12 protein-coding genes and 1 tRNA gene are annotated in these 17673 nt (G+C 33.6%); 8 read left to right on the forward strand and 5 right to left on the reverse strand.

Features of this window, described 5'->3' with window-relative positions; all coding sequences use genetic code 11:
• Nucleotides 1-4: 4 nt before the first annotated feature.
• A complete protein-coding gene (gltB, locus tag GQR95_RS03265) occupies nucleotides 5-4510 on the reverse strand; it encodes a glutamate synthase large subunit (RefSeq protein WP_199269637.1) in 4506 nt (1501 codons plus the stop codon).
• Nucleotides 4511-4964: 454 nt separating this feature from the next.
• On the opposite strand from gltB, the gene GQR95_RS03270 reads away from it, so the two are divergent.
• The 6 genes from GQR95_RS03270 (at nucleotide 4965) to GQR95_RS03295 (ending at nucleotide 11133) form a co-directional block, all read left to right on the forward strand.
• A complete protein-coding gene (locus GQR95_RS03270; RefSeq protein WP_159021787.1) occupies nucleotides 4965-5972 on the forward strand; it encodes an outer membrane beta-barrel protein in 1008 nt (335 codons plus the stop codon).
• 67 nt (nucleotides 5973-6039) lie between these two features.
• The gene (locus tag GQR95_RS03275) at nucleotides 6040-7344 is read left to right on the forward strand and encodes an ammonium transporter (protein ID WP_159021788.1); all 1305 of its coding nucleotides are present in this window, start codon (nucleotides 6040-6042) and stop codon (nucleotides 7342-7344) included.
• Nucleotides 7345-7490: 146 nt separating this feature from the next.
• The gene (locus GQR95_RS03280; protein ID WP_159021790.1) at nucleotides 7491-7829 is read left to right on the forward strand and encodes a P-II family nitrogen regulator; all 339 of its coding nucleotides are present in this window, start codon (nucleotides 7491-7493) and stop codon (nucleotides 7827-7829) included.
• Nucleotides 7830-7849: 20 nt separating this feature from the next.
• Complete coding sequence (locus GQR95_RS03285) at nucleotides 7850-9076, forward strand: ammonium transporter (protein ID WP_159021791.1); 1227 nt, start codon at nucleotides 7850-7852, stop codon at nucleotides 9074-9076.
• A gap of 244 nt (nucleotides 9077-9320) precedes the next feature.
• The gene (gene metK / locus GQR95_RS03290) at nucleotides 9321-10574 is read left to right on the forward strand and encodes a methionine adenosyltransferase (protein WP_159021792.1); all 1254 of its coding nucleotides are present in this window, start codon (nucleotides 9321-9323) and stop codon (nucleotides 10572-10574) included.
• A 109-nt stretch (nucleotides 10575-10683) separates the two neighbouring features.
• The gene (locus GQR95_RS03295; RefSeq protein WP_159021793.1) at nucleotides 10684-11133 is read left to right on the forward strand and encodes a hypothetical protein; all 450 of its coding nucleotides are present in this window, start codon (nucleotides 10684-10686) and stop codon (nucleotides 11131-11133) included.
• A 53-nt stretch (nucleotides 11134-11186) separates the two neighbouring features.
• On the opposite strand, the gene GQR95_RS03300 is transcribed toward GQR95_RS03295, so the two are convergent.
• From GQR95_RS03300 to GQR95_RS03310, 3 genes are all read right to left on the reverse strand, one after another.
• Nucleotides 11187-11268: transfer RNA gene (locus tag GQR95_RS03300), tRNA-Tyr, on the reverse strand.
• Nucleotides 11269-11405: 137 nt separating this feature from the next.
• The gene (locus tag GQR95_RS03305; protein ID WP_159021794.1) at nucleotides 11406-14111 is read right to left on the reverse strand and encodes a carboxypeptidase-like regulatory domain-containing protein; all 2706 of its coding nucleotides are present in this window, start codon (nucleotides 14109-14111) and stop codon (nucleotides 11406-11408) included.
• A gap of 33 nt (nucleotides 14112-14144) precedes the next feature.
• Nucleotides 14145-15002, reverse strand: coding sequence for a GLPGLI family protein (locus tag GQR95_RS03310; RefSeq protein WP_159021795.1), 858 nt, complete (start codon nucleotides 15000-15002; stop codon nucleotides 14145-14147).
• Between the two features lie 161 nt (nucleotides 15003-15163).
• On the opposite strand from GQR95_RS03310, the gene GQR95_RS03315 reads away from it, so the two are divergent.
• Both GQR95_RS03315 and GQR95_RS03320 read left to right on the forward strand, forming a co-directional pair.
• Nucleotides 15164-15943, forward strand: coding sequence for a hypothetical protein (locus GQR95_RS03315; RefSeq protein ID WP_159021796.1), 780 nt, complete (start codon nucleotides 15164-15166; stop codon nucleotides 15941-15943).
• 3 nt (nucleotides 15944-15946) lie between these two features.
• On the forward strand, nucleotides 15947-16561 hold the full coding sequence (locus tag GQR95_RS03320) for a deoxynucleoside kinase (protein WP_159021797.1): 615 nt from the start codon (nucleotides 15947-15949) through the stop codon (nucleotides 16559-16561).
• Nucleotides 16562-16565: 4 nt separating this feature from the next.
• Here the strand turns inward: GQR95_RS03320 and GQR95_RS03325 are convergent, their stop codons facing one another.
• Nucleotides 16566-17564, reverse strand: a complete 999-nt coding sequence (locus GQR95_RS03325; protein WP_159021798.1) for an App1 family protein — start codon at nucleotides 17562-17564, stop codon at nucleotides 16566-16568.
• Nucleotides 17565-17673: the final 109 nt, after the last annotated feature.

Below are 17673 nucleotides of genomic sequence, written 5' to 3' on the forward strand. Positions count from 1 at the left end.
ATATCTATTGCGTTACAAGGTTTTCTTGTTCTAATTTAATTAAAGCTTGCTTATATTCTTCTGGTAAAACCTTGACAAACTTAGGTAAGTATGCTTCCCATTGTTCTAAAATACGTTGTGCTAACGGACTTAAAGTTGCATTATAATGATTTTCAATTAACGTTTTTAAGGTTAAAATATCTTCATCTAAAACTACAGGATCTAAGTTAAGCGCTTCAGAATTACAATGATCCTTAAATGTATTTTTTTCATCTAAAACAAAAGCAATACCTCCGCTCATACCAGCTCCAAAATTTCTTCCAACTTCACCAAGTACTACAGCAACACCACCAGTCATATATTCACAACCGTGATCTCCAATACCTTCTACAACCGCTTGGGCTCCTGAATTTCTTACACAAAAACGCTCTCCTGCTTTACCATTAATATAAACCTCTCCAGAAGTTGCACCATATAAGGTTACGTTTCCTGTAATAACATTCTCTTCAGGAACAATAGTTGCTTTTTCTGGCACTTTAATTATCACTTTAGCTCCAGACAGTCCTTTTCCTAAATAATCGTTCGTGTTTCCATTAACAATCATCGTTAAACCTTTGGTAGCAAATGCTCCAAAACTTTGTCCTGCAGATCCTGTAAAGTTTAAGTTTAATGTGTTTTCCGGTAAACCATGCGCTCCATATATTTTAGATATTTCGTTACTCACTACTGCACCAACGGCACGATCTACGTTTGTTATTTGAAAATCTAAATATGTTTTCTCCTTACGGAATAACGCTGGATGCGCTTTATTAATAATTTCGAAGTCTAAATGACTTTCTAAATGATGTTCTTGTTTTTCTGTGTTATATAATTTTACGTAAGGCTCTGTTTTTACCTTATGTAAGATTGGTGTTAGATCTATCCCTGAAGCTTTATAATGCTCGATAGCTTGATTACGATCTAATTTTTGCGATTGTCCAACCATTTCATTAATGGTTCTAAATCCTAATTGCGCCATAATTTCACGCAACTCTTGAGCAACAAAGTACATGTAGTTAACAACATGTTCTGGTTTCCCTTTGAATTTTTTACGTAGTTCTGGATTCTGAGTTGCAATACCTACTGGACATGTATTTAAATGACACACACGCATCATGATACAACCTGAAGCCACTAAAGGCGCCGTTGCAAAACCAAATTCTTCTGCTCCTAATAAACACGCTACAGCAACATCACGTCCTGTTTTTAACTGTCCGTCACACTCTAAAACAATACGATTTCTTAAATCGTTCATTACTAAAGTTTGTTGTGCTTCTGCAATTCCTAATTCCCAAGGTAATCCACAATGTTTTAAAGATGTTAAAGGAGATGCTCCTGTACCACCATCAAACCCTGAAACTAAAACAACATCTGCTTTTGCTTTTGCAACACCGGCAGCTACTGTTCCCACTCCAACTTCTGATACTAATTTAACGTTTATACGCGCTTCTCTGTTAGCAGATTTTAAATCGTAAATTAATTGAGATAAATCTTCAATAGAATAAATATCGTGATGTGGTGGTGGTGAAATTAATCCTACATAAGGCGTAGAATTTCGTGTTTTTGCGATCGAAGGATTCACTTTTGGTCCAGGTAATTGTCCGCCTTCACCAGGCTTCGCACCTTGCGCCATTTTAATCTGAATCTCTTTTGCACTTGTCAGGTAATTAGAAGTTACTCCAAAACGCCCTGAAGCCACTTGCTTGATTGCACTGTTTTTCCAATCGCCATCAGGATCTTTATAAAAACGTTCTTGATCTTCTCCTCCTTCACCAGAATTACTTTTTCCTCCAATACGATTCATCGCAATGGCTAAATTCTCGTGGGCTTCTTTACTAATAGACCCATAAGACATTGCTCCCGTTTTAAAACGTTTTACAATTTCTGTCCACGGCTCTACTTCCTCTATAGAAATAGGATCGTAGTTTGTAAATTCAAACAATCCACGAATTGTCATTAAATCTTTAGATTGATTATTTACAAGTTCTGCATATTCTTTATAAGTAGATTTTTTATTGGTACGAACAGACTCTTGTAATTTCGAAATAGTTAACGGATTAAATAAATGTTTTTCTCCGTTACGTCTCCATCTGTATTGCCCACCAATTTCTAAATCTAAATTAGCATCAATCTCTCTCACTTTATAAGCACATTGATGACGAAGAGAAATTTCTTTTTCTATTTCATTTAAACCAATACCTTGAATACGTGTTGCTGTTGTTGGAAAATACTTTTCTACAACTTTGGTATTAATACCAATACATTCGAAAAGTTGAGAACCACGATAAGAATTTAAAGTAGAAATCCCAATCTTGTTCATAACCTTTAAAATACCTTTACCTACGGCTTTATTGTAATTCTGAATAGCATCTTCAAACTCTAATCCTGTTAAATCTTGAGACAATAATTGTTGCTCTACAATTTCATTAACCATATAAGGATTAATAGCACTCGCTCCATAACCAAATAACAATGCAAAATGATGCACTTCTCTTGGCTCTGCAGATTCTATAATGATACTAATTTTAGAACGCTTACCTCTCTTATACAAAGCATGATTTACATAAGAACACGCTAATAATGCAGGAATAGGTGCTTTTGTTTTACTAATATTTCTATCGGATAGAATAATAATATTTGTTCCTGAATCGATAGATTTTTCAGCCTTATTAACAATAACTTCTAAACGATCTTCAAGACCATTAACACCTTTAGATACATCGTATAAAATTGAAATTGATGTTACCTGATAGTCTGGACTTTTATCGTGATGCTTTATTTTATCTAAATCTTGCTTAGAAATTACAGGATTCTGAATTTTTAATTTACGACAGTGATATTCATTAATTTCAAAAATATTAGTATCACTTCCTAAAGTTAAACTAATGTCTGTAATTAATTCTTCACGAATACCATCTAACGGCGGATTAGTTACTTGTGCAAATAACTGCTTAAAGTAATTATAAATTAATTGCGGACGCTCAGACAATACAGCAATTGGAGTATCGCTACCCATAGAACCAATTGGTTCTTTTCCTGCTTGAGCCATTGGCTTAATAATAGTATTTAAATCTTCTTGAGTATACCCAAAAACACTTTGTCTTATACCTAAATCCTCTTCTTCAAAAACAACAGGATCTGTACTATAAGGAATATCTTTTAAGTGAATTAAATTTTTATCTAACCACTTTCTATAAGGATGCTTATTTGCAATCGCTTCTTTAATTTCTTCGTCGTTAATAATACGACCTTCGTCCATATTAACTAAAAACATTTTTCCTGGCTCTAAACGGCCATGAAATTTAATGTTCTCTGGTTCAACCTCTACAACTCCCGTTTCTGAAGACATGATTACAAAATCATCTTTTGTAACCGTATATCTAGACGGACGCAAACCATTTCTATCTAATACCGCTCCAATATAACTTCCATCGGTAAAAGGTATAGACGCTGGCCCATCCCAAGGTTCCATTAAACATGAGTTAAATTCGTAAAATGCTTTTTTAGCATCAGACATATTTGTGTTTTTCTCCCACGCTTCAGGAACTAACATCATCATGACTTCTGGTAAAGAACGCCCTGTCATTAACAACAGCTCGACAACCATATCCATAGAAGCTGAATCTGATTTTCCTTTTAAGATTGTAGGAATAACACGTTTAATATCTTCACCAAACCAATCACTTTCCATGATTTCTTCACGAGAAAACATTCTAGATACATTTCCTCTTAATGTATTAATCTCACCATTGTGACACATATAACGGAAAGGTTGTGCTAAATCCCAAGTTGGAAACGTGTTTGTTGAAAAACGTTGATGCACTAGTGCTAGCTTTGCATCTAATAACGGATTTAATAAATCTAAATAATATTCTTTAATATCCTCAGGCATTAACAACCCTTTATAGATTATAGTTTTGGTTGATAAACTAGGGAAGTAAAAGAATGAAGATTCAGATAATTTTGAATTATATACTGCGTGTTCTGCAATCTTTCGTGCAGAGAATAATTTTAAATTAAACTCGAAATCTGTTTGCTCGGGATTATTTTTTCCAATAAAAACTTGTCTAATAAAAGGCTCACTAGCTGCTGCTATTTTACCTATTACATTATTATTAACCGGAGCGGTACGCCAGCCAATTAATTTAAGCCCTTGTTCGGCAATACATTTTTCAAAAGTATTAACACAAAATTCGCGTTGGTTTTGCCTTTTTGGCAAGAACATATTACTTACTGCATACTCACCACGAGCAGGCAATTCAAAATCACAATATTTTACAAAAAAATCATGAGGAATATCTATTAAAATCCCTGCTCCATCTCCTGTTTTACCATCTGAACTCACAGCCCCTCTATGCTCCAATTTCACTAGTATTTCTAGTGCTTTATGGATAATATCGTTAGACCGACTTCCTGTTAAACTACAAATAAATCCAGCCCCACAATTGTCGTGTTCAAATTCTGGCAAATACAGCCCTTGTTTCTTCAACATAATCATTAGTTGTTTAGTTATTTTTTGCTACTAGCAAGCACTAATATAACAGTATCCTTTTTACTGTAATAATTGTAATTAAACTTTTATGACATTATAGGTATACTTTAATATTCATTTTCTTATTACAACTATTTAGGCTTGTAAATTACGAATTCAGTACCATTTTTAAAACAATAAAATGCAACAAATTTAATAATTAACAAAAGGCTACCTAACAATATGCTGTTTTACATGCATTTAATTCAAAAAAATTAACAATTACTTTAATTTAATTCAAAATAAAATTCTACAAAAATCTGTTTTTTCAATATTTATTTAAAATACCCTCATTTTTTTAGGGGTAAAACTGATTAAATCATAAAAATATTCTATAACCCCCTGTTTTTTAATGGGTATAAAAACTTTTTACTTAGATTTGATCAGCTATAAACAAAATAACCCACACAGAAATATGAAAAAAATCTTTAGCCTTGCTTTAGCATTTGCATCAATTGGCATTTATGCTCAAGACACCACAGAGGAGAAACCAAAACTTAGCATTAGCGGTAGCGTAGATGCATATTATCAAACTTATTTTACAGCACCTGACGATCAAGAACAATATTTCGGAACTGCATTTGCTAAAAAATCTGGATTCGCCTTAGGAATGGGAAACCTTATCGTTTCTTATGAAGGCGCAAAAACAGGAGCAGTACTTGATCTGGTAGTTGGACCAAGAGGAGAAGAAGCAACTTTTAATAGTGACATTGTAAACGGTATAGTTAATCAAGCATATGTTTACTGGAATGTATCTGAAAAAACAACATTAACTTTTGGTAGATGGAATACATTTTTAGGTTATGAAGTTATTGCACCTGCTGCCAATTTTAATTATAGTACATCGTATTTATTTTCTAGCGGACCATTCTCACATATGGGATTAAAAGCAGACTTTGCTCTTTCTGACGATTTAAGCTTAATGTTAGCTGTAACAAATCCTTGGGATACAAATGACACATCTTTAAGCGGAGAATATGCTTTCGGAGCTCAGTTAGGATACAAAGGACAATACCTAAACTTATACTACGACAGCGGAAACAATGATGGATTAGGTTTTGAAATAGACTATACAGGAGGTTTCGATTTAACAGATTCTTTTTACTTAGGCCTAAACGCAGCTTACAACGACAATGATGGATCTGGATTTTACGGTGCAGCATTTTACCCTCAATATGCAGCTAGCGAATCTTTTAGCATAGGTCTAAGAGGTGAATATTACGGATTATATTATGATGGAGACGACATAGACGACGAAGACGTATTAGCGTTTACGCTTACAGGAAGTTATACTGTTGAAAGCTTAATTATTAAGCCTGAATTTAGAATAGACTCTTGGTCTGAAGATAGATACCTAGACAACGATGGTATGGCTACAGATAATTTAGCTGCCTTTACTGTTGCTGCTATCTACGCATTCTAAGCAAAAAGGACGAATTGACCACGTCTAAATTTCACTAACTCAACTAACCCTAATAATTAATATATATATGATGCTTTTTTTAAACACAATTCCTGCAGTAGAAGACGCTGCTACTGCCGCTTTAGCTGAAGCGATTAAAGGCGATATGGGAATGCTTTGGATGGTTGTTTCCGGTATTCTAGTTTTCTTTATGCAAGCAGGATTTTTCTTAGTTGAATCCGGAATGACAGATTCTAAAAACGCAGTCAATATTGCCATGAAAAACTTCCTGGATATTGCTGTAGGCTCTTTAGCCTTTTGGTTTATAGGATACTCTTTAATGTACGGCCCAGACATTTCTGGTGAAGGATTCTTTCACTGGGGTGGACTTATATTCACAACAGGACCAGCAGATTTATTCTTTCAAACTGTATTTGCTGCAACTGCCGCAACTATTGTATCTGGAGCAATTGCCGGACGTACAAAATATACAACATACGCTATATTCAGCATTGTATTAACTGCTTTTATCTACCCTATCGCTGGTGGATGGGAATGGAACGGTGGATGGCTAAATGCAGCATGGATGCCAGCAGAATTTATTGATTTTGCAGGATCTTCTATTGTTCACTCTGTTGGAGGATGGGCAGCTTTAGTTGCCGCCTGGATGGTAGGTCCTAGAATAGGAAAATATATCAACGGTAAACCTGTAGAAATTCACGGTCACAACCAAATGTACGCAACTTTAGGTGTATTCATTCTTTGGTTAGGATGGTTTGGTTTTAACGGAGGATCCCAATTAGCTTGGGGAGGAGACGATTCTGTCGCTGCATCTCAAGTTATTTTAGTAACCAATTTAGCCGCTTCTGCAGGAGCATGTAGTGCCTTATTATTTACCTGGTTTAAAAACGGAAAACCAAACTTAGCAATGACATTAAACGGAGCACTTGCTGGTCTTGTTAGCATAACTGCTGGTTGTGGTAACACTACTGAAGGTGGTGCTGTATTAACAGGTTTAATTGGAGGTATTCTTGTTGTATTATCTATTGGTTTTATTGAAAAGAAATTAAAAATTGACGATGTTGTAGGCGCTATATCTGTTCACGGTGTTGCCGGTGTATGGGGAACCTTAGTTATTGGACTTTGGGGTGTAAACGGAGATACTGGCATTGGATTATTCAATGGTGGTGGATTTGCACAACTAGCAGCTCAAGCTATAGGCGTAGTTGCATATGCATTCTGGGCAATTGTATTATCTTATGTTTTCCTTACTATTATTAAGAAAACATGTGGCGGATTAAGAGTTACCGAAGAAGAAGAGATCGCTGGCCTTGATATTTCTGAACATGGCTCTATCGCATACCACGGAAAAAGAGTTAGAGAATTTGAATAAAATGAACTAATTTTTATAAGTTTATAAATCTATAAGAAAGATGCCATGTACCAACATGGCATCTTTTTAACGTAATAAAGATTCTGTATGAATCAGATAAATTTTTGTAAATTAAAATCAACTAAAACAATAAACTACAAACAATTATGAAGAAAATAGAAGCAATTATTAGAAAATCCAAATTTTCTGAAGTGAAAACATCACTTCATGCAATTGGTGTAAACTTTTTCTCTTACTGGGACGTTACCGGTCTTGGAAACGAAAAAACAGGACACGTATATCGTGGCGTTAGCTATAGCACTAGCGATATTCAACGTAGATACCTTTCTATAGTTGTAAATGACGATTTTGAAGAAATAACCCTAAAAACACTTATGGAAGCTGCCAGAACAGGAGATGTTGGAGATGGAAAAATATTCGTATCAGACATTAAAGAATGCTACAGAATCAGAACTGGCGAAAAAGGAGGAGAAACACTAAAATAAACACTAAAAAATATTAAAATATGGAATTATTAACAATCAACAATGTATGGATGATGATCTGTACGGCACTTGTTTTCTTCATGCACCTTGGTTTTGCATTCTTAGAAATAGGTCTAACTAGACAAAAAAACACATTAAACATACTTTTTAAAAACATATTTATCGTTACAATAGGCCTCTTATTATATTGTCTAGTAGGATTTAACTTAATGTATCCTGGAGAATTTAATGGGTTTTTCGGTTTTGCAGGATTTGGTTTAGATTCTCCACTTACAGCAGAAGGCACATTAGACTTAGCGTATAATAGTGGTTACACCTATTGGACAGACTTCTTATTTCAAGGTATGTTTGCTGCAACAGCCGCAACAATTGTATCTGGAGCCGTTGCTGAACGTATGAAAATTGTACCGTTCATGATCTTTGCTATTATATATGTAGGAATTATTTACCCAATTGCAGGTTCTTGGAAATGGGGAGGTGGATTCTTAGACGAATTAGGATTCTACGATTTCGCCGGTTCTACCTTGGTACACTCTGTTGGAGGATGGGCAGCCGTTGTAGCTGTATGCTTATTAGGCCCACGTATTGGAAAATTTAAAGACGGAAAACCACAGGCTATTCCTGGACATAATATACCTTTAGCTACTGCAGGTGTTTTAATCCTTTGGTTAGGATGGTTTGGATTTAATGGTGGTTCTGTATTATCTGCAGATCCAGAATTAACTTCATTAACATTAGTTACAACCTGTTTAGCAGCTGCAGCAGGAGGAGTTGTTTGTATGTTAGTATCTACAGCTATGTATAAAAACTTAGATTTAACTATGTTTTTAAATGGTATTCTTGGTGGATTAGTTGGTATTACTGCCGGAGCAGACCAAATGAGCCCTACAGACGCTATTATAATTGGAGCCATTGCTGGTACATTAATTGTATTTGCCGTAAGCTTTATTGATAAAATAAAATTAGACGATCCTGTTGGAGCTATTGCCGTTCACTTAATTTGTGGAATTTGGGGGACTTTAGCAGTTGGATTATTTGGTAATTTAGCAGGAATGGATCAATTTATAAGTCAGTTAACTGGTGTAGCTTGCTATGCAGCATTCTGTATTATAACATCATTCATTATTATTTTTATATTGAAAAAAACAATGGGTATTCGTGTTTCCGAAAGAGAAGAACTAGAAGGTCTTGACGCTCACGAACACGGTATGGATGCATATCCTGATTTTAGACTAAACGAACATTAAAAACACTCACGTTTTAACACCTATATTAAAGCCTTTAGAATTTATTTCTAAAGGCTTTTTATTTTTTAGACTTAATTAACAGCGCTATTTTTTGATTTTCTAATAATATACGTACTTTTGCTTCATAATAACGAGGAAAGATTTGACTGATTGCAACCTCACTAAAAAATGCTAAAGGACAGTTTATACTTCCTGAGACGTTTTCGTCAAATCCCCTCCATATTTAATAATTATAAATTAGATTATGGCATATTTATTTACCTCCGAAAGTGTGTCGGAAGGACACCCAGACAAAGTTGCTGATCAAATAAGCGACGCTTTAATAGATAATTTTTTAGCATTCGATGAAGATTCTAAAGTTGCATGTGAAACTTTAGTAACTACAGGACAAGTTGTTCTTGCCGGTGAAGTAAAATCTAAGACTTATTTAGATGTACAGAAAATAGCAAGAGACACTATTAATAAAATTGGTTACACCAAAGGCGAATACATGTTCGACGGAAGTTCGTGCGGCGTATTTTCTGCAATTCATGAACAATCAGACGATATTAGCCGAGGCGTAGACAGAGATACAAAAGAAGAACAAGGTGCAGGAGATCAAGGAATGATGTTTGGTTACGCTACAAGCGAGACTGAAAACTACATGCCTTTAGCTCTAGACCTATCTCACACATTATTAAAAGAATTAGCCGAATTAAGACGCGAAAATAAAGACATTACGTATTTACGTCCAGATTCCAAAAGTCAAGTAACTATAGAATATAGCGACGACAACGTACCACAGCGTATTGATGCTATTGTGGTTTCTACACAGCACGACGATTTTGCTACAGACGATGTGATGTTAGCTAAAATTCGTGAGGATATCGTTAAGATATTAATTCCTCGTGTAATTGCTAAATTACCAGAACATACTCAAAGTTTATTTAACGACGACATTAAGTATCACATTAACCCAACAGGGAAATTTGTTATTGGTGGACCTCACGGAGACACCGGATTAACTGGTCGTAAAATTATTGTTGACACATATGGTGGTAAAGGCGCTCATGGTGGTGGAGCTTTCTCTGGAAAAGATCCTAGTAAAGTAGACCGTAGTGCTGCTTATGCAACACGACATATTGCAAAAAACCTAGTAGCAGCTGGAGTTTGTGAAGAAATTCTTGTACAAGTCTCTTACGCAATTGGTGTTGTAGAACCAATGGGAATTTACGTAAACACATACGGAACATGTCCTTTTAATATGACTGATGGTGAAATTGCAAAAAAAGTGTCTAGCATATTCGATATGCGTCCTAACGAAATAGAGAAGCGTTTAAAACTTCGCCAGCCAATGTATAGCGAAACTGCTGCATACGGACATATGGGAAGACAACCAGAAACAGTTACAAAAACATTTACACAACCTAACGGAGAGACTACAACATTAGATGTAGAGTTATTTACTTGGGAGAAATTAGATTATGTAGATGTAGTAAAAGCTGCATTCAACTTATAATAAAATATTTTTTTTATTTAAAGCCACTTTCTTTATTGAGAGTGGCTTTTTTTTTTACTTTTAATCAAGCTACTAAAAACCAAATTAATCACTTATAACCAATTCAATTATGAAAAAATTATTTTTTATTCTATTATGTATCTCACCTACATTTCAAAGTTGTAGTGATGACGAAAATATAGACTGCTTCACTCCGCCTTCTCCATTTTTATTTGAATTAACAGATAATACAACCGGAGAAAACCTATTTACAAACGGAACATATAATTCTGAAGACATCACATTAACCAATATCTTAGACAACAATTCTAACGTAGAATATACTTTTATAGATGAAGACAATTACAACACCATCCAAATCAATTCTGTTGGATGGGAAACTGAAATTGTAAATTTTGAATTAAGAATTAAAGACGAAATCATTTTCAACCTGTATGTAGATGCAGAACGCAAGTCTGAAGACCATTGCAGTTTCACTACTTATAATGAATTTGAAATACAGAATGCAGAGTACACACAAGACAGTCAATTTGATGTCTATACTATTTTAATTCCTTAATAATATAAGAAGTAATAAAATAAAAAAAGCAAGCTATAAAGCTTGCTTTTTTGTGGGGAGAGTAGGATTCGAACCTACGAAGACGTAGTCAGCAGATTTACAGTCTGCCCTCGTTGGCCGCTTGAGTATCTCCCCAAAACCGGTGGCAAATATATCACTTTTTTTAAAGTTTCAAACAAAAAAACATCTTTTTTTATCTCTACGTTTTTTACACACTGAAAGTGAGCAATTAAGCCTCTAAAAAAAATATACTTACCCCAATTCAATCGCTATTATAGGGAGTATACAGCTCTTAATGTTACATATCTTGGTTGAATAAAGTAGTCTGTAGCACTTACAGAAATATCACTTGTACTACTTTGGCTTTGAGATTCTGTATCTAATAAGTTGGTTGCTTTCAATTCAAACTCCCACTTACTATCTGCATTTTTTCTATATGCTAAAGATGCATTCCAGAATTCATAGCTATTAATACTTCCATCTTCATCGCTAAAATTATTATAAGTATAATCTGTTTTAAAGGTTAACACTTTCCAAATTAAAGCATTAAATTCCGCACTAGGAGAAGCTGTATAATACTTAGTTCGCGTATCTCCTTGATCGTTATCCTGAATACTATAATTATAACCAATTTCGAAGTTTGGTGCGTTTCTAAAATTAGAACTTAACTCTACTCCATAATTTTGAGTGTAATTTTCGTTAACAGATCTTACACTCTGAATAAATTGATTAAACTTAGAATAGTTGAACGATCCACTTGCCGAAGCCTTAAACTTTCCTATTTGTTTTTGAAAACGTCCGCTAGCAGATACTGTTTCGTCGGCATAAGCTGAGTTGAAAGGTGAATTTGTACGTATTACACTTTCAAAGTTTGTTATGTTTCTAATGTTATCTATACTTTTATTGTATGTAACAGTTCCAAAAACATTAGTATAGTTAAACAAGTTAAAACTAGTATACCTTAAACGTAATGCATGAGAAATGGCGTTATCTAAACCTTCATTTCCATAGAAAAACGAGTTATAATCGTTCATCACTAAACCTTTCGCCAATTGCGAAACATCTGTAAACTGAGTTTCCATACCATAGCTTAACGTTAACTGTTCGCTCTTCTTAAGCTGAAGCCTAACGTTTAAATCTGGAAGAATTTTAAATAAATTATCTTTATACTTATCACTAAACTGTACATTATCTGTAACATAACTATGTATTGTTGCTCCTGGAGTAACCGTGAATATTCCAGACTTTAAAGTATAATGTATACCGACATACACATCTGAAAACGTATAATCTATATTATTTACACCTAAACCATCATTTATAGTTGGAGTTGGATCGAAAGTAGAACCATCGTCTAACACCTGAAAGATATTAGAGTTAAAAGTTTGCTTACTATATATTGTTCCTAATGTAAAGTTTATATTACTCTTAGCATTTAATATATTATAATAATCTACTTTGGCATCTAACTGATTAGATTTTACACGTTTATCCTGATTCACATTATAATCTAATTGCAGATTATCTAATCCTAATCCTACAGCAGCATCTTCATACGCTTCTTTCTCTTCAATTATAGCATTATAAAATGGATCTTCATCTTGCCACAAATGCTGACCTTCAAAAGTAAAAATATGCTTATCCTTTAGCGTGTAATAGTAACTTAAATTCTGATTGATACTATAAGGACTTGAAGATTCGTTTTGAAGCGTATTCCCTATTACTGAAGAATTCTCTATCTGATCTTGATTCTCTTTAGAAATTCTACCAATAACATCGTAGTCCAATTGATTATTAGCGTTTGGCTTATACCCAACACTAAGTTTCAACATACCTAAATCACTACTTTGATTGGTTTTACTTTGAGTAATTTCATCTGGCACACCTAAATCTGTATTCGTATAAACAATACTATTGTTTTCTTGCATACCAATTCTATTACTAGCAAAAATTCCGAAACCACTAAAAGTCAATGTTTCTTTTGGAGACCAACTAAAGTTCGCTGCCCCAAATTTTGTATTTATATCTTGAGCTTTATCATTTTGAAGTGAGGCAAAACCAAGACTATTACTTCCTAAATCTATATTGGTACCACTACTTTTACTTGGGGCTTTAAATCCCCCTGTAAAGTTGAAGTAATCTTTTCTAGAGAATGCTATTTCACCAATATTGTTTAAATCTCCAATTAAATTAATACTATATGTAGGACTATAATAAAATAATTTTGGTTGTAGCACATACAGACTATTCTCATCGGCAAAGCCACCACCTGCAGTAATATCTCCAAACCAAAAGTTCTTTTTACCTTCTTTTAATTTAATATTTATGGCAACGTTATCCTGATTATTAGTTACCGCACTTAATTGCCCTATTTCAGCAAAATTCTTTAAAACCTCAACTTTATCTATAGCATTGGAAGGAATGTTTTCTGTGGCCAACTTAGAATCGCCATCAAAGAAATCTTTACCATCTACCATTACTTTAGTAACCACATTACCTTCTACTTCAATTTGTCCGTCAGCATTAATTTCTACACCGGGTAGTTTTTTAAGGACATCTTCTAGCTTCCGTTCTGTACCGTTTTTAAAAGAATCTGCATTATATGTAATCGTATCTCCTTTAACTGTAACTGGCATTTCGTAAACCAATTCTACCTCATCTAACGTATTATCACTACTTAATGTAAATGTTTTATATACATTCTTATCAGTGGTTTCTATAGCGACTTGCTTAGTTTTCATCCCAATATAACTCACCTGAACATTATACTTCGCATTTTTAGATATGGATATTTTATAAGTCCCATCTGCATCTGTAATTCCGTAAGATTCTAGCGCTTGAGTTTCTGTGTTAATTGCAATAACATTAGCTAACTCTAGCGGGCTACCCACGCTATCCTTAACAACGCCTTCTAATTTTAATTGCCCAAAACTTATATTAAAAGCTAAAAGCAAAAGAATAATTACTCCTTTTTTCATTTTATATCTGAATTATCTTTAAACTTCCTAAACTTATCTTCTTCCTCCTCCGCCAGGTCCACGTCGTCCAGTAAAGTTCTCGCGTAATTCTGCCATTTTTTTAGTTACAATTGCTGTATACTCTTCTTGTGTAACTTCTTTACCTTTAGTTGGCACTTTAATTTCGGTATCATCTTTTACATTCAATACTATTTTAGAACATAATATTGTAGTTTTATCTGCATTTACTTCTAAAATTAAACCAGGTAATCCCCAATAATCGCCAGGACCTTGGTTTACTGGAATTTGAGGTGTATACCATGCTGTTACTGTAATTTCTACAGGCTCTGTTTTTGCTTCTTCCTTTTCTTTACCCTCATCTTCTTCTCTTCTAAGCCCAGGTCTAAAACTAGTAATATCCGTTTGGCTTGCTAACTTTACCGCTGTAGCTTTAAAACACGTATACTGACCAATTTGTTTAGTTTCGTTTTCCATTTTCCAAACTAATTTTGGTAAACTGTCTTTAATAAGAAACTGTTTTCCAAAAAATTCTTGATCTACAATAACCTGATTTGTTTTTATGTTTTTGTATTGTGGTCCAGGAGTTAGATCTGCTCCTCTAAACCCTCTTCCGCCTGAAGACGATGGTGACTCTAACTTCTCTTCTTCTTTGTAAATAGATTCTGAACGATTAAAAGATAAAATATATGTTTTCTCTAACATAGATTTCATACGTTCTGCCATTCTCTTTTTCTGTTCATCACTAATTTGCCTTCCTCCAAAATCTGGCATCTCTGCAGTGGTTTTAGATTCGTAAAAGGCTTTCCCTTGAAAATCTGCTTGCGCAAAAGCAGAGAATGAAAATGAAGTGAATAAACACACCAAAAACGTTTTAAATAGTTGTGATTTCATATGAATTATTAATTTAATCGTGGTTAACTTGTTTTCATAAGACTCTCCTTTTTAGAATTCGTTTAATTATGTTTCCAATTTTTATTAAAAAAATCGAGTATTAACATGTACATCTTAAAGTATTCATTAAAATAACCAGGTGTTTTTTGTACTTTTCAATTATGAAATTTACACTTTACGTTTTCCTTTTTTCTTCACTATTTATGCATAGCCAAACAGCTATAGAAGTGACTTTAGCACAAACAAAACCACTTAAAGTCTCTGCTTTTATAGATACAGATGCTCCAGAAACCACATATTTTATTAATAATAACGAGTTTTCTAAACAAACAGATTCGCAAACATTACACTACACCAATCTGCAATTGGGAGCCATAAGTAGCGCAAACACTTTTAATCCTTTACGTTTAAATATATTCTATAAGAATTTTAACACGGTTATGATTTTAGATAATAGATTATCTGAGATTTATAAAATAGATTTTAACACCATTACACCGTATAGAAGTCCGTCGTATATATCTACAGGTTACGACAATACATTCTGGATTTTTAACGACAATACACAACAACTAGAGTTATTCGATTACAAAACAAATACACTAAGAGCCGCTTCGACACCAATAAATTCTGAAGTTTTAGATATGGTTAGTAATTATAATTGGTGCTGGCTACTTACTAAAGATTTTATTTATCAGTTTAACTATGTCGGGTCTTTAGTTCAGAAAATTAAAAATGAAGGTTTTACAAAACTAGACGAAAGCAATGAAAACTTAATCCTTAAGAAAGAAAATAGCTTATTCTATTTAAAAAAAGGCACAACTGCCTTTATAAGACTAAACTTACCAGATTTATTAATAAAACAGTTTCTGCTTACGAATCAAACCTTGTATATTTACGATCTGAAAAATTTGAATCAATTCCATTTAATAACACCATAAACTATGCATGTTGCAATTGCCGGAAATATTGGCGCAGGAAAAACTACGCTAACCAAATTACTTGCTAAACATTTTAAATGGGAAGCTCAACTTGAAGACGTTGTAGATAATCCGTATTTAGATGATTTTTACAACCAAATGGAACGTTGGAGTTTTAATTTACAAGTGTATTTTTTAAACAGCCGTTTCAGACAAGTTCTTCAAATTAGAGAAAGCGGAAAAGACATTATTCAAGACCGTACCATATATGAAGATGCCCATATTTTCGCACCAAATTTACATGCCATGGGCTTAATGACAAATCGTGATTTTGAGAACTACCGTTCTCTTTTCGATTTAATGGAATCTGTAGTGCAAGGTCCAGACTTATTAATTTATTTAAGAAGTTCTATTCCTAATTTAGTAGGACAAATACAAAAACGCGGTAGAGATTACGAAAACTCTATTAGTATAGATTACTTAAGCCGATTAAATGAACGTTACGAAGCTTGGATTCATGGTTACGACAAAGGAAAACTTCTAATTATTGATGTAGATAATTTAGATTTTGTAGATAACCCAGAAGATTTAGGTTACATTATAAATAGAATAGATGCCGAAATTAACGGTTTATTCTAAGACCTTACTTTATAAAACCACTTAATCTCGCGTGATTAATAGCTTCTTTACTAGATTTTACTAATAACGCGGGAGTTGTTTTATAACTATCAAAAAGTCCTTTTACTCGAATCATCTTTTCTTTATGGCCTACACACCGTAAGTAAATAGCTAAAATACGATTTGGGAATAACTCTGCTATTTCAATATAAATATCTGCATCGTGTTCGCCATTATCTCCAATAAGTATAAAAGATAATTCTGGATACATATTAAGAATATTTATAATCTCCATTTGTTTCTGAGGTTTTTCATGCGCTTTCTTTTTCTTGAAAATCGTATTCATACTTCGTAACAAAATAGGTCCTTTAGGAAAATTATTAGTCTTTAAAAAGAACTTTAAATATCTGTATAAATTCCACGGACTATGACTTACATAAAAAATAGGATTGGCTTCTTTTCCTGAAACACCTTGATGCAACATATTATAAAATTCTGCTGCGCCTTCTAAAGGAATTCTTTTAAAAGCACCTTTAAAAAAAGTATTTACCAATACGCGCCACTTTAATACAGAAGCAACTCCGGTAAGCATTATTGTATCGTCTATATCGCTAATTACACCAAATTTTGCTGTTTTAGACGGAATTAGAATCTGAGCAGGGAAACGATTTTCGTTGGTAATTTTTCGCTTAATATTTACATCGCTATAAGATGCAACAACCTCTAACCATCCTTCTTTATTGGTAAGATGGTCTAAGTTTTCTAAATGCTCTTCAGACTTAAAATAGCCACGACTATCTGTTTTTACTTTTACAACAGTATTGTCTGGCAAACGTAAATTTAATTCTACGTTTTTAACCTCGTCACTTTCAAAACGTTTATAGGTGTTTATTAAAAGCTTAAATAACCCTTTTTGTTCCAAGTCTATAGTTTCGTCTTCTAAAGCACGACCACGCAAATAAAAATGTGAACTTGTGCCATAACTCTGAAACGCAATAATTTGTAATGGATCTTTTTTAAACATTTTTAATTTTAGAAAACTTAATGTAAAAATACCTGATTATTCCCAAAAATATAGCCTTTAAGACACTAAAAAACCATCTAAATATAAAATTTTAGATGGTTTTTATATG

Source organism: Formosa sp. L2A11 (genome assembly GCF_009796865.1).
Lineage (GTDB): Bacteria > Bacteroidota > Bacteroidia > Flavobacteriales > Flavobacteriaceae > Formosa.

Excerpts from the sequence above, each read along its gene's own strand:
- gltB (WP_199269637.1), bottom strand. The coding sequence starts at position 4,510 with ATGTTGAAGAAACAAGGGCTGTATTTGCCAGAATTTGAACACGACAAT.
- GQR95_RS03270 (WP_159021787.1), top strand. The coding sequence starts at position 4,965 with ATGAAAAAAATCTTTAGCCTTGCTTTAGCATTTGCATCAATTGGCATT.
- GQR95_RS03275 (WP_159021788.1), top strand. The coding sequence starts at position 6,040 with ATGATGCTTTTTTTAAACACAATTCCTGCAGTAGAAGACGCTGCTACT.
- GQR95_RS03280 (WP_159021790.1), top strand. The coding sequence starts at position 7,491 with ATGAAGAAAATAGAAGCAATTATTAGAAAATCCAAATTTTCTGAAGTG.
- GQR95_RS03285 (WP_159021791.1), top strand. The coding sequence starts at position 7,850 with ATGGAATTATTAACAATCAACAATGTATGGATGATGATCTGTACGGCA.
- metK (WP_159021792.1), top strand. The coding sequence starts at position 9,321 with ATGGCATATTTATTTACCTCCGAAAGTGTGTCGGAAGGACACCCAGAC.
- GQR95_RS03295 (WP_159021793.1), top strand. The coding sequence starts at position 10,684 with ATGAAAAAATTATTTTTTATTCTATTATGTATCTCACCTACATTTCAA.
- GQR95_RS03305 (WP_159021794.1), bottom strand. The coding sequence starts at position 14,111 with ATGAAAAAAGGAGTAATTATTCTTTTGCTTTTAGCTTTTAATATAAGT.
- GQR95_RS03310 (WP_159021795.1), bottom strand. The coding sequence starts at position 15,002 with ATGAAATCACAACTATTTAAAACGTTTTTGGTGTGTTTATTCACTTCA.
- GQR95_RS03315 (WP_159021796.1), top strand. The coding sequence starts at position 15,164 with ATGAAATTTACACTTTACGTTTTCCTTTTTTCTTCACTATTTATGCAT.
- GQR95_RS03320 (WP_159021797.1), top strand. The coding sequence starts at position 15,947 with ATGCATGTTGCAATTGCCGGAAATATTGGCGCAGGAAAAACTACGCTA.
- GQR95_RS03325 (WP_159021798.1), bottom strand. The coding sequence starts at position 17,564 with ATGTTTAAAAAAGATCCATTACAAATTATTGCGTTTCAGAGTTATGGC.